This window comes from Luteirhabdus pelagi (assembly GCF_016827595.1).
GTDB classification, from domain to species: Bacteria; Bacteroidota; Bacteroidia; order Flavobacteriales; family Flavobacteriaceae; genus Luteirhabdus; species Luteirhabdus pelagi.
In genome coordinates this window covers 667,048-678,966 of the sequence record NZ_JAECMS010000002.1, presented here as the reverse complement: position 1 = coordinate 678,966, position 11,919 = coordinate 667,048, and the positions used below count along the sequence as shown (strand labels likewise).

The following is an 11,919-nucleotide window of genomic DNA, read 5'->3' as shown; positions in this document are numbered from 1 at the left end:
ATCATTTTAAAATTCCTATTTCCTTTAGCCACGCGAGTTTATCGTCCAAATACCCGTAACTGATTTCATATTCTGGGGTCATAAAAGAATGGCTTGCCCGTGGATATTGGAGGATGGTGGTTTTTATGTTTGGTGAAACGTGTTCCTTAAAGGTACGGATACTTGCCGTAGCATCGACACGCTGGTCGTTTTCACCGTATTGAAGCAAGATCGGACATTGAATATTTTTTAAATCGGTAACCACCCGCTTATTCTGCAGGTCTTCTTTTGAAGGCGACATTGGAATTCCCGTTGCATTCGGCGGGAGAAACAACCGGTCCTGATTTCCTCGAAATTGATTGGCCCGATCGATAACCGATGGTGGAATACTATCATTGATAATGCCTTCGTAATAGTCGTTCCAAATCGCGGCGATAGCATTATTGTCTGCTTCCGAAACCCCGAGCGCGCGATGATAATGATCGACCGCATATAATTGTCCCTCCCGCATTGTCATAATTGGTGCCGCCGTGGCATTTACAAAAGCCATCTCGGGAAGGTCGCTCGCCATCATAAGGGCCAACCTGCCGCCTTCACTCGGCCCATGGACTCCCACTTTGTTTTTTAAACTTCTAGGATGTTGTTGAAGGTATTGAAAGAGCGCTTTATACTGATCATTTTTTTCCTCAAAGGTTTGTCGGTTAAAGTTTCCCGGTCCCTTCGATTTTCCGTTACCTGATTTATCGAACACCATGGCGAGCATGCCATTGGCTGCAAAAAAACGCGCTTCATATTCATAATTGTCCATGCCTACAGCTCCACCTCCGGGAAGCACCAAACAAGCGGGAACACTTCCGGTATCAGGTGGGAAGAAAAGTTTCGCATACAAGGTGTCGTTTTGTATAGGAATCCATTGCCCTTCAACGTGAATGGTACCCAATTTCGTAAGTTGAATTTTATTTTGGTTTCGATCGATGCGTGTATAAGCTAAAGATGCTGCGTCGTACTTCCAAATACAACCTGAAACGGTCCAAAAAGTATTGGGAGCGATTGGTTTCAGCGACATCGTTCTACCAGAATAGGGCGACAGCATGTGAAGGTATCCGTTTCGTTTATATACGGTTGTTCTCGTACCGTTTTCATCCCGAAAAATTCCTTCAAATTTTGACAAGTCAGCTGCCGCAATAGGTGATGCTTGTTTGTGAAATACTATAGGCTGCGCCATATTTCCAATGCTTATGGTGCCTGAAAGGGTGTTTTCTTCCTCCTTTAAATTGAAAGTCCAAGTTCTATTTTCCCGTTTTATCTGAAATGGTCTGGTAAGTTGCCGTTGGGAAGTAGGATAAGATTTTCTTCCATCCATATAAGGCATGCTAATCGAAACAAGGCTATCGGAAGCTTCAATCTTTATGTATTGAAACGAATCTCGATAAAGCAATTCACCAATATAGGTTTGTGCGCCTACCAAGAAAGGCAGCAGCAGCAGTATGTATAATGGATGGAACCTTTTCCCCATAGCAAGATGAATAACAATAGTTCCAAATATAACTAATTTTTTAGTTTAACTAAATATTTAGTTGAAATATTTTGTGTTGAAGTTTGGGTTAGAGTACTATTTTTGAAACATGGATATAGCAATGGTGGTTTTAGGATTCGTATGTATGCTTATCGGAATGGCGGGAAGCATCCTTCCGGTGTTACCCGGAACACCCATTAGTTGGTTGGGATTGGTCTTGCTCTATCTCGCTCCTTCCCTTCCGTTCGATTGGCTTTTTATCACTATTACAGGAGTCGTAGCGATTGGGCTTTACGTTCTCGACTATATCATTCCCGCCATGGGCACCAAGCGATTTGGTGGTAGTAAGGCGGGTGCTTGGGGTACTACTATCGGATTGTTGGTCGGATTGTTTGTTCCCGTTCCGTTTGGAATATTAATCGGTGCCTTTGTAGGCGCTTTGGTGGGTGAATTAATTGTAAATAAGACCGAAAAGAAACTCGCGATGAAAGCTGCGTTTGGATCCTTTTTAGGTTTTCTGGCATCGACCTTCATCAAGTTCCTGGCAACGGTCGTGTATCTCGGGCTTTTTATTTACAAACTAATCGGTAACTGGGACCTTCTATTCTAGATAAACTCCGTTTTGTCTGCAATTGAAGTCTCGCGACTTCCTTCGGGCCATTCTTCAACATATCCCATATAGAAAAAACCTAAGCACGTTTCACCTTCTTTCAAGGAAATATAATCGCCAATATGATCTTTTAGGAAAGGAGTGCTCCAATAACCACCGATCCCAATACTTCTTGCACGAAGCCATAGGTTTTGAACCGCCATGGAAGTAGCCGCAATTTCCTCCCATTCGGGAACTGACTCTTTGGGATCGCGCTGCATACAGATAGCCAAGACACAGGCTGCTTGTTGCACTTTACTCTCAACGCGCTTTGCCTTAAAGGTGGATGGCGCATTTTCATGCTTCAAATAGGCCTCTCGTAAGAATTCAGCAAGTTCCTGTTTCGCTTTTCCCTGAAACACCTTAAAACGCCAGGGCTCCGTTCGTCTGTGCGTAGGCGCCCAATTAGCAGCTTCTAAAATCGTTTCAATGGTTTCCCTTGTTATCTCCTTATCGGAATACTGCGGTGGATATACCGAGCGTCGCTGTGGAATAGCTTCTTCAATTTTCATGCTTCTTTTTCACACAAAAATAAGGTTATCAATCCATTCAACATTAAAAAATTGTTAATACTTGCAAATATGATAGTATTACTATTATTTTTGCGTCTAAAATATTCGGAAATGCAAAATTTACTTAAAAACTTGAAGGTGGTGGTGCACGATAAGTTGTATCTCAAAGATCCAGAAACTTCAGATTTGGGAAAGCGCATTGTTGGAGAGAGCATCACGTTAATCGACGATATGGGGTTCGAATGCTTCACCTTTAAAAAACTGGGCGATCGCATTGGCAGTAACGAAAGCTCCATATATCGCTATTTCGAAAACAAACATAAACTTCTGCTCTATCTAACTTCTTGGTATTGGGGATGGATGGAATATCGATTGGTGTTTGCTACCAATAATATCAGCGATTCCAAAGAAAAGCTGAAAAAAGCCATCGATATTTTGTCGGAAGAGGTGAAAGAGGATTCTACCTACTCGCATATCGACGAGAAAGCTTTAAATGCCATTGTTATCAATGAATATTCGAAGTCGTACCTCACCAAGGAAGTCGATAAAGAGAATAAAGAAGGCTTTTTTGCAATCTACAAGCGATTGGTCGGACGTGTAAAGGATATGATTTTAGAAGCACAACCCGACTATGGTTTTGCAGCTAGTCTTGCCAGCACTACCGTCGAAGGGGTGTTGCACCAACATTTTCTAATGCAGCATTTTTCGTCCTTGACGAGTTGCAGTAAGACCGTTGCTCCAAAGGACTTCTTTACCGATTTGTTGTTTTCATCCCTAAATCTTGAAACCCATGCATAACGATCCCTTATCGCCCTGGAAACGACTCGTAAATCTTTTGAAACTGGATCGAAAAGACGTTCTCCAAATAATTTACTATGCCATTTTCGCAGGATTGGTCAGCCTTTCCCTTCCGTTAGGAATTCAGGCCATCATCAACCTCATTCAAGGCGCCGAAATAAGTACCTCATGGGTTATGCTGGTCGTGCTCGTTACCTTAGGGGTTGCCTTTGTCGGTGTTCTTCAACTCATGCAATTCCGAATCATCGAGAATGTGCAACAGAAAATCTTTACACGATCTTCTTTCGAATTCGCCTATCGCTTCCCAAAAATTAAGATGGAAGCTTTTAAGCAATTCTATCCACCAGAGTTGGCAAATCGTTTTTTCGATACAATAACGGTTCAAAAGGAAATAACAAAAATCCTACTGGATTTTCCAGCCTCCTTGCTTCAAATCATTTTCGGGCTCTTATTATTATCACTTTACCACCCGTTCTTTATCGTATATGGTGTCCTCTTGGTTCTTATCATTTACCTCATCATCAAATTCACGGGAAAGAAAGGAATGCGGACGAGTTTGGAGGAAAGCACACAAAAGTATCGTATTGCGCATTGGCTTCAGGAAATTGCGCGTTCCGTCACCAGCTTTAAGCTTTCCGGAAAAACATCTTGGGCACTTTCCAAAAACGATCAATTGGTAACGGAATATCTCGAAGCACGTGAAAGTCACTTTAAGGTCCTTGTCATTCAATTCGCCCAACTAATCACCTTTAAAGTCTTGGTAACAGCAGGCTTATTGCTAATCGGAGGGATTTTGGTATTAAACCAAGAAATGAATATCGGACAATTTGTAGCGGCGGAAATCATTATCCTACTGATCATCGGTGCGGTAGAAAAACTTATCCTACGATTGGAGTCCTTTTACGACCTGCTTACTTCCCTGGAAAAACTTGGGGTGGTCGTCGACAAGGAAATGGAGCCTCAGGAAGGAAGCGATCCGTTCGAAACCGACCGCCCATTTAAACTAGAACTGTCAGAGGTTATCTACAGGGCGCACGATAATGGCGAGGTGTTGCTGAAAGACATCAATTTACAGCTCGATAAACACTCACGATTATTGTTGAATGGTCCTAGCGGATCGGGTAAGTCTACCCTACTTCAACTTATATCAGGCATCATCGCTCCTTCAGAAGGAAAAATGTTCGTCAATGAAAAATCCATGCAAGGGATACATCCCAATAAATATCGCGCTGGTATCGGTCAATCCCTTTCAGAAGAATCACCTTTTGAAGGGACTGTTCTGGAAAACCTCACCTTTGGCGACCCGTCCATTTCAATGGAAATGGTCGAAAATGCCATAGCAGCAACGGGGCTATCCGATTTCATTAAAAAACTGCCCAAAGGATTGAACAGTATGTTATATCCTGAAGGCAAGAAAATCCCTTTTTCAGTGAGCAAGAAAATCGTTTTGGCACGTAGCATTGTTACCAATCCAAAGCTGTTACTCCTTAACGAACCTTTGGAGCAGCTACCACCCGATGAACAAGAGGACATCATCGAATACCTCACACACCCAGATCGTCCGTGGGGCCTAATCGTCGTAAGTCAGAATGCTCTATGGAAGAAATATTGTAACAGCCATGCCTACATGGAAGCCGGACGTTTAACCTTAAAAGCATAACGATGTTAAACATTTCAAATTTACCTACGCGTCCCAATTTAGACCTGAAGCAATTCGCCTCGGGAAAGATTGTGTTTCACAAGCGCCATTATAAGCATTTCAACCGCTTTCTATTGGTATTTGCCATCGTTGCTATAATTATCATGTTCCTGCCATGGACACAGACTGTAACAGGCACGGGAACGCTTACGACCTTAACACCAGAGCAGCGTCCGCAGACCATTCAGTCGCCAATTCCAGGAAAAATCGAAAAATGGTATGTGCGTGAAGGCGATTTTGTGGAGAAAGGCGATACCATCCTTCATATTTCGGAGGTGCAGAACCAATATTTCGACCCAAAATTGGTAGCACGGACGGGAGAGCAAATCAATTCGAAGAGTCTTTCTGTCGAATCGTATAAGGAGAAGGTGAAAGCCTTGGAAAACCAAATCGCAGCGCTTTCTTCCGAGCAGCGCCTTAAGTTGGAGCAAGCAAAGAATAAGCTACAACAAGCACGATTGAACGTAAAGAGCGATAGCATCGACCTAGAAGCAGCCAAAACAAACCAGACGATTGCCGAGCGACAGTTCGAGCGAATCAACACGCTGCAGCAGGAAGGCTTGAAGTCGTTGACCGATGTAGAACAAAAACGACTGAAACTTCAGGAGACCTCTGCCAAGTTGGTTTCACAAGAGAACAAACTGCTATCGAGCAGAAATGATGTGATAAATGCTCAGGTGGAGCTTAGCAGAATTAGCGCCGAGTATGCCGATAAAATTGCAAAGGCACAGAGTGAAAAGTTTACGGCCCAATCGAATCAGTTCGATACGGAAGCTCAGGTAAGCAAGTTGCAAAATGATTACAGCAATTATGAAATCAGAAACAGTCTTTATTATGTGAAAGCACCGCAAAATGGCTATATCAACAAAGCGATTCGTTCTGGTGTGGGGGAAACCTTCAAGGAAGGCGAGCAATTGGTCAATATCATGCCTTCACAATACGAAAAGGCAGTAGAGACCTTTGTAGATCCTATCGATATTCCCTTGATTCATTTAGGAGAAGAAATGCGGGTGCGTTTTGATGGGTGGCCTGCCATTGTCTTTAGCGGATGGCCGAACCTTTCTTACGGAACCTATGGTGGAAAAGTGGTTGCCATTGAAAATTATATCTCCACCAATGGAAAATACCGTGTGTTGTTATCGCCCGATCCTAACGATCATCCATGGCCCGAGGATATTCGCATCGGTAGTGGCGCGTTTACCTTGGCGCTATTGGAGGATGTACCGATTTGGTATGAATTGTGGCGACAGCTAAATGGCTTCCCACCGAATTACTATACACCAACTACCACTGAAACCGCAAAGAAATAGGGAAATGAGAACGCTTTTTCACATATTCGTTAGTTTTTTACTGGGCAGTACGTTTTTGCTAGCACAAGAGAAGGTGTTAGGATTTGAAGAGTATATGGCCCAAGTAAAGGCCTTTCATCCCGTGGTGAAGCAGGCGAACCTCCAATTGGAAATGAGTGAAGCTTCTTTGCTGGAAGCAAGAGGTGGATTCGATCCAAAGGTGGAAGTCGACTATGAAAATAAGGAATTCAAAGGAACTGAGTATTACGATAACCTCAATACAAGTTTTAAGATTCCAACGTGGTATGGTATTGAACTAAAAGCCTCTTGGGAACAGAACTCAGGGGAGTTTTTAAATCCGCAGAACGTAGTACCTGAAGACGGTCTGTATAGCGCTGGCGTCTCCCTTTCCTTAAAAGAAGGATTTCTATTGACGAAACGTATGGCAACCGTACGCAAAGCAAAGTTATTCATACAACAAACACAGGCCGAACGCGATATTCTGGTGAATGCCATCCTACACGATGCCGCTATTGCCTATATCGATTGGCTACAAGCGTTTAAAGAGCGATCGGTATATGAAACGTTTTTAACCAATGCTGAAGATCGCTTTCAAGGCATTAAGAAGCAAGCGGAAGTTGGTGAAATGGCCGCAATTGATAGTACGGAAGCCAAAATTACCTTTCAAAACAGGCAGTTGTCGTTGGAGGCAGCTCGATTAGCCTATCGAAAGGCTGCCCTGGAAGTTTCAAACTATCTCTGGCTCTCCAACACCATTCCGGTTGAACTACAGCAGGACGTTACACCCGTTCCGGTAGCACCTTCGGAAATGGATCGCGTTTTGGCATTGTCCGGTTTGGCGTTGAACGATATCGATATTACCAATCACCCTAAAATTCAAGCAGTACAGCGAAAGGTGGATCAGTTGCAGTTGGATACACGCCTCAAAAGAAATTTATTGTTGCCAGACGTATCGGCCTACTACAACTTTTTGACCACCACCCCCGAAGTGGCCAATTCGTTTATAAATGATAACCTAAAGGCTGGTTTACAACTGAGTGTTCCTATATTTCTTCGAAAAGAACGCGGTGCGCTTCAATTAGCCAAGGCGAAGGAACAAGATGGCGAATTTACACTGGAAAACGAAAAACTTCAATTGCGCAACAAATTGGATGCTGCGTTTACCGCGGTACAGTCGTATAGCGATCAGTATGATGTGATTCAAGATATCGTGACCAATTACGAAACCTTGTGGGAGGCTGAAATCCGAAAATTCGACTTGGGGGAAAGCTCACTGTTCTTAGTCATTTCCCGAGAAAATCGCTTTATCGATGCCCGTTTAAAGGAAATCGATTTGGAAAACAAATGGTTTCGGGCGAAATTGGATCTATTCCGTACTACGGTTCAAAACCCCGATGCCATTCCATAATTACTTCAACAGCTTACGACTGTTGATGTTTTTTTCAGAAAAATCACGCGGCAAACTATCAGGAGGGGTTACTTCACTCGTATCCGAAAGCGCTTTCATAAAAGCTATAATATTGCTGATTTCTTCTTCTGTTAAATCCAACGCATCTGCTGCAAGGGTTTGGTGTGGTATCTCGGCACCACGCCCAGCACCGCCACCTTCATTATAGAAATCCATTACCTCTTCCAACGTATTAAAAACACCGTTGTGCATATAAGGACCGGTCTTATTGATGTTTCGAAGCGTTGGTGTTTTAAACGAATGTGCATAAAAGGGTGCTACTTCACGGGTAGATCCATTATTTACACGTCCTAGGTCATCATCAATAGCAGGCGATTCGGTAGTATCGGGAACGCCCAAGACTTCAGATTCGGTGTCGACATATAACGGCGGCACCAAGCCTGAAAAAGTGGGGATAAAATGACAGGTTGCACAGGCAGCCTTTCCTGCAAATAAGTTGAAACCTCTTTCTTCTGAAGCCGATAAGGCTTCAATTTCACCTTGAAAAAACTGATCGATCTTACTATCGAAGCTATTCAACTTCATTACATAAGTGGTTAAGGCATAATCGATGGTATGTGATTTTATAGGATTTGGCTGATTTGGGAATGCCTTTTGAAACAATTGCCGATAGGTGTCACTTTCGTTCAGTTTTTCCATAATGGCGCGATATTCACTATTGAATTCCTCTGGATTCAACACCACATGCTCGAATTGGTCTTCCAATCGCTTCGCCCGTAAGTCGTGAAAAAAGCCAGAGGCATAAACCGAGTAATTTAAGGTCATGCTATTTCGCTTCAGCGGCTTTCCATTATTGGAAAGGCTCGTTGCCAGTCCATCGGTAAAGGCCTTCTCGGGCTTATGGCAGCTCGCGCATGACATTTTGTTATCGTTCGACAGTACGGGATCGTAAAACAGTAATTTTCCCAAGGCAGCCAGGTCATCGAATGTATCGCCTTGCGGAATACTCACATAATAGAAATCATTCAAAAAATCCTTGGAGAACAACTGCTCGGCCTCATAGTTTACAGCTAGCGGATATTTGGAAACCTCATCGATGGTTTCATACCCGAGCGCACGGTGAATTTCCCGAATGTTTTTATAGATAGGGGTTCCAATGTGCTGAATAAAAGTAACGCGGTTGAAATCTTCAAAGGTTGCCTTTTCCGTTTGTTGAAGGCCTTTTTCAATTGTATTTTGAATATCGGTCAGCAATGCAGGTCGCGCCACATTTGAAAGTTCCTTTTTATAAAAGGTAAAGTATTGTTTTTGGGTGTTTAATACCGTTGAAGCATCTGTTACTCCTTTTAATGTACCCGGCGTATCAAACCCAGTAATTCCCAAGGTAATCAATCGGATGATCGCTTGACGTGACGCTTCAAAAAACTGCCGGTCGGTAATCTTCCGAGGTTTTAGAAAAGCATATATTTTTTTGGTGTCTTGGTTCAGTTTGCTCGCCATTTCCAGCAGTGCTTCATTATCCGCTGAAGGTTCCGCCATCAATTCATCGATTACCTGAAGGCCTTTAGGTTGAAGAATGGCAAAGTCGCTAACCTTTGGTTCCGGCTTGGGAAGTGGTGCACCGTTTAAGGTTTTATCGAACGCTTCCTTATCGAGATATTCTACTAGAAATTCTATTTTCTTAAAAGCCTGACGAAGCTGGTGGTACTTTTGGTGAAGTTTTTCTTCTGAAAGGGTCTGATTGGAATACAACACTGTCGCTTCCTTGAAGGTTGCGGTTTCGTTGGTGAATTCCTGTAATTCTTTTTGAAATTTTTGGTTTATAGGACCAATAGCCTTGGCGGTATAGGTTGAAGAAGGCGTTGAATGCTTGCTAGCCCAGATAAGAATACCGCAAATGGATAGGCTGAAGAGTAATAAAAGGGAATCGGTTCGCATGATGGGAAATAATACTGTATATGACTTTAAATATGTCTGGTTGAGCGCAGTCGAAACCTGTTGGCATGATTATACCTGTGGTAGTTCTCGACTGCGCTCGAACAGACAAACTGACTTAAGATATATTTTACTTAATCAAAAGTTTTTTGGTCTCTCCTTCTCCATTACGAAGTAGGTAGGTTCCAGTGGCAAGTCCTGAAATATCGATAGACTTTACATTTCGGTACACCGCGATACGCTGACCAGAAATATTATAAAGTGCAACATCAGAAACTTGATTGAAGTATACGATACGCTCTGTTGGGTTCGGATAGATCACAAATCCCGTTGCATCCTCATCGAATTCAGGAGCAGATAAGGTAGCTATCGCACCTGAATCGTCAAATCCTGTAATAGCGAAGGTTAAGGAATTGTTGTACGGGAATGGGTTTGAAGTATCAGGGTGCTGAGAGTTTACCAACACTGACTTTCCATCCGTCGTGGCACAAGCTCCTGTAATTTCAGCGCCACGTGGCGTTTGGGTAAGACGGATTAAATCATCAATACCAGGGTTTTCTACGTCCATATCCAAGATGTACATTTCACACATACGGTCGTTAGGATACTCCAGTGGCGTACGGCCGAAGGAAGTTCCGTTCAAATCCTCGTTGATTAACATATAGCGCTTGTCTTCACCTGCAACATTCACATAGAGCATATTTAGACCATCAGGATTCGAAAGATGCTTGTTTGGGTAGTCATCCAATGCTGGGCTCGTTTCGAAATACGGACCGCCTTCAACATAGATGTTTACTTCACCAGTAGCTGGATCGTATTCCAACACACGACCATAGTAATCCCAATAGTCGGCATCGCCGGGGCCTGATACTCCTTGATCGGTAGCACGCTGAATATGGTGTGGCGCGTAAACAGCACCATCGGCTGCTTCACCTTCCCAGCTACCTGCAGGGTTATCACGACCTGTTTCGGTCATATAAATTTTACCTGTGGTCTTGTCGATGGTTACCCACTCCAAACGGTTGAACATGGTAGCACCTGCTGAAACTGCTTCATCTCCAAAATTCAACATCTTGGTGAAGTCTTCGTTATCGATTTCAACCCAAGGATCGCCACCAGCATCGTGCTTATACACATAGGTAGTCCCTTCGGTAAAATCGCCAGGCGTATCGGCTACGAATTTGGTGAAGAAACCAGGAGTTGCATCGGCACCCATATAAACGGTTTGGTTATCGTTAGCAACGGTACCGCCTTCGAACGGCTGACGTCCCCAGTTGTATTGCTTACGAACCGCCTTTGCAGCACGTGGATCGATTTCAACCATCCAGTTAAAGTTCTGGTACTTTGGAATGGTTTGGAAGTTCGCCATTTCAAATTGGGTATACTTAATAGTATAATCGGTAGTATCGCGAACCCCGTTTCCACCATCATAGATACTTTCGTTATTCGTACGGAACCACTCTTCAGCCGTCCAGATACGTCCATCGATGTTAGAGTTGATACCGCCACAGTTCATTCCCGTTTCACCAACCGCAGAGAAATCTACGTTGAAGAAATCGCCAGAACGACCATCGGTTAAGGTCTGAGGAATAACATATAGTTCGTCATTCGATGGATTTCTTCCCAAAAGGAAAGCGGTCATTCCACCACCATCTCCGATTTTATCATCGGAAAGAATCATTTCGTGGTTTACAGAAGCCCAACCAATGGCGTTGGGATCGTCCACACAGTCTTCAGCTGTTAAAGGCGTAAAGCCGATAAAGTCGTGCCATTGTTTTGCAGGAACTTCTTCATTAATTCCTGTTTGTACCATATCCTCACTTCCTATAAACAATACTTGGTATTGAAAAGGCGATGGTGGTACTACTACTTCGGTTGCTTCCCAGTCGGTTTCTACGACTACGGAAGGAAATTCGTTTTGGGCAACCGCGATTGCCGATACAGCTAGAGAAAAGATAGCCAGTAATTTTGTTTTCATTGTTTCTAAGTTTGGTTTTACAATTTGTATCCCAAAGCTAGAATGCGGTTGTTAGGTTTTTTTTGTGTGAAAGTGAAGCAATCTTAACCTGAATGTTAGGCGTGTTACGAAACTTTTAGCGCAACGTTTCGAAGT

The 11,919-nt window shown here is 43.3% G+C and carries 9 protein-coding genes; 5 read left to right on the top strand and 4 right to left on the bottom strand.

Going from position 1 to position 11,919, the window contains the following annotated elements:
* Window position 1: 1 nt before the first annotated feature.
* A complete protein-coding gene (locus tag I4Q58_RS07880; RefSeq protein WP_203295338.1) occupies window positions 2-1,495 on the bottom strand; it encodes an alpha/beta hydrolase family protein in 1,494 nt (497 codons plus the stop codon).
* Window positions 1,496-1,604: 109 nt separating this feature from the next.
* Here I4Q58_RS07880 and I4Q58_RS07875 point away from each other — a divergent pair, with 109 nt between their 5' ends.
* Window positions 1,605-2,105, top strand: coding sequence for a DUF456 domain-containing protein (locus I4Q58_RS07875; protein ID WP_203295337.1), 501 nt, complete (start codon window positions 1,605-1,607; stop codon window positions 2,103-2,105).
* Here I4Q58_RS07875 and I4Q58_RS07870 read toward each other — a convergent pair.
* Complete coding sequence (locus I4Q58_RS07870) at window positions 2,102-2,656, bottom strand: nitroreductase family protein (protein ID WP_203295336.1); 555 nt, start codon at window positions 2,654-2,656, stop codon at window positions 2,102-2,104. The genes I4Q58_RS07875 and I4Q58_RS07870 overlap by 4 nt on opposite strands.
* Before the next feature lie 111 nt (window positions 2,657-2,767).
* Between I4Q58_RS07870 and I4Q58_RS07865 the strand changes: the two genes are divergently transcribed.
* Genes I4Q58_RS07865 through I4Q58_RS07850 form a run of 4 tightly spaced genes read left to right on the top strand, consistent with a single transcriptional unit; the run spans window position 2,768 to window position 7,871 of the window.
* The gene (locus I4Q58_RS07865) at window positions 2,768-3,454 is read left to right on the top strand and encodes a TetR/AcrR family transcriptional regulator (protein ID WP_203295335.1); all 687 of its coding nucleotides are present in this window, start codon (window positions 2,768-2,770) and stop codon (window positions 3,452-3,454) included.
* Window positions 3,447-5,114, top strand: a complete 1,668-nt coding sequence (locus tag I4Q58_RS07860; protein ID WP_203295334.1) for a peptidase domain-containing ABC transporter — start codon at window positions 3,447-3,449, stop codon at window positions 5,112-5,114. Before I4Q58_RS07865 ends, I4Q58_RS07860 begins: the two co-directional genes overlap by 8 nt.
* A 2-nt stretch (window positions 5,115-5,116) precedes the next feature.
* Window positions 5,117-6,463, top strand: a complete 1,347-nt coding sequence (locus I4Q58_RS07855; protein WP_203295333.1) for an HlyD family secretion protein — start codon at window positions 5,117-5,119, stop codon at window positions 6,461-6,463.
* Window positions 6,464-6,467: 4 nt separating this feature from the next.
* Window positions 6,468-7,871, top strand: a complete 1,404-nt coding sequence (locus I4Q58_RS07850; RefSeq protein WP_203295332.1) for a TolC family protein — start codon at window positions 6,468-6,470, stop codon at window positions 7,869-7,871.
* Here I4Q58_RS07850 and I4Q58_RS07845 read toward each other — a convergent pair whose 3' ends face one another.
* On the bottom strand, window positions 7,872-9,809 hold the full coding sequence (locus tag I4Q58_RS07845) for a cytochrome c peroxidase (protein WP_203295331.1): 1,938 nt from the start codon (window positions 9,807-9,809) through the stop codon (window positions 7,872-7,874).
* A 127-nt stretch (window positions 9,810-9,936) separates the two neighbouring features.
* Complete coding sequence (locus I4Q58_RS07840; protein ID WP_203295330.1) at window positions 9,937-11,784, bottom strand: alkaline phosphatase PhoX; 1,848 nt, start codon at window positions 11,782-11,784, stop codon at window positions 9,937-9,939.
* Window positions 11,785-11,919: the final 135 nt, after the last annotated feature.

Bases quoted from the DNA above. Each gene is read 5' to 3' on its own strand.
- I4Q58_RS07880 (WP_203295338.1), bottom strand. From the start codon at position 1,495: ATGGGGAAAAGGTTCCATCCATTATACATACTGCTGCTGCTGCCTTTC.
- I4Q58_RS07875 (WP_203295337.1), top strand. From the start codon at position 1,605: ATGGATATAGCAATGGTGGTTTTAGGATTCGTATGTATGCTTATCGGA.
- I4Q58_RS07870 (WP_203295336.1), bottom strand. From the start codon at position 2,656: ATGAAAATTGAAGAAGCTATTCCACAGCGACGCTCGGTATATCCACCG.
- I4Q58_RS07865 (WP_203295335.1), top strand. From the start codon at position 2,768: ATGCAAAATTTACTTAAAAACTTGAAGGTGGTGGTGCACGATAAGTTG.
- I4Q58_RS07860 (WP_203295334.1), top strand. From the start codon at position 3,447: ATGCATAACGATCCCTTATCGCCCTGGAAACGACTCGTAAATCTTTTG.
- I4Q58_RS07855 (WP_203295333.1), top strand. From the start codon at position 5,117: ATGTTAAACATTTCAAATTTACCTACGCGTCCCAATTTAGACCTGAAG.
- I4Q58_RS07850 (WP_203295332.1), top strand. From the start codon at position 6,468: ATGAGAACGCTTTTTCACATATTCGTTAGTTTTTTACTGGGCAGTACG.
- I4Q58_RS07845 (WP_203295331.1), bottom strand. From the start codon at position 9,809: ATGCGAACCGATTCCCTTTTATTACTCTTCAGCCTATCCATTTGCGGT.
- I4Q58_RS07840 (WP_203295330.1), bottom strand. From the start codon at position 11,784: ATGAAAACAAAATTACTGGCTATCTTTTCTCTAGCTGTATCGGCAATC.